Origin of the sequence: Mesorhizobium sp. M1334 (assembly GCF_040317995.1) — a bacterium.
In the GTDB taxonomy this organism is placed as follows: domain Bacteria; phylum Pseudomonadota; class Alphaproteobacteria; order Rhizobiales; family Rhizobiaceae; genus Mesorhizobium.
Window position 1 is genome coordinate 1 of record NZ_JAMYLM010000080.1, and the last position, 737, is coordinate 737.

Annotated in this window: 1 protein-coding gene; it reads right to left on the minus strand. The window is 62.3% G+C overall.

The window, feature by feature from the left end; translation table 11 throughout:
* Nucleotides 1-737, minus strand: a 737-nt coding sequence (locus tag NKH17_RS33335; RefSeq protein ID WP_352973542.1) for an elongation factor Tu, incomplete at its 3' end; no start/stop codon positions are given.

A 737-nucleotide genomic window follows, 5' to 3' on the forward strand; every position in this document is an offset into this window, starting at 1 on the left:
CGGATGCCGACGATCTCCAGCTCCTCGCCGACCTTGACGACGCCGCGCTCGACGCGGCCGGTCACCACCGTGCCACGGCCCGAGATCGAGAACACGTCCTCGATCGGCATCAGGAACGGCTTGTCGAGCGGACGAACCGGCGTCGGGATATAGGCGTCGACCTGAGCCATCAGTTCGCGGATGGCGTCCTCGCCGATCTTCTTGTCGCTGTCTTCAAGGGCGGCAAGCGCCGAACCCTTGACGATCGGAATGTCGTCGCCGGGGAACTCGTTCTTGGTCAAAAGCTCGCGCACCTCGAGCTCGACCAGCTCGAGCAGCTCGGCGTCGTCGACCTGGTCGACCTTGTTCAAAAACACCACGATCGAGGGCACGCCGACCTGGCGGGCCAAAAGGATGTGCTCGCGGGTCTGCGGCATCGGACCGTCGGCGGCCGACACCACCAGGATCGCGCCGTCCATCTGCGCGGCACCGGTGATCATGTTCTTCACATAGTCGGCGTGGCCGGGGCAATCGACATGGGCATAGTGGCGGTTGGCGGTCTCGTATTCGACATGCGCCGTCGAAATGGTGATGCCGCGCGCCTTCTCTTCGGGCGCCGCATCGATCTGGTCATAGCGCTTGTATTCGCCAAAATACTTGGTGATCGCCGCCGTCAGCGACGTCTTGCCATGGTCGACGTGACCAATCGTGCCAATGTTCACATGAGGCTTAGTGCGCTCGAATTTACCTTTTGCCAT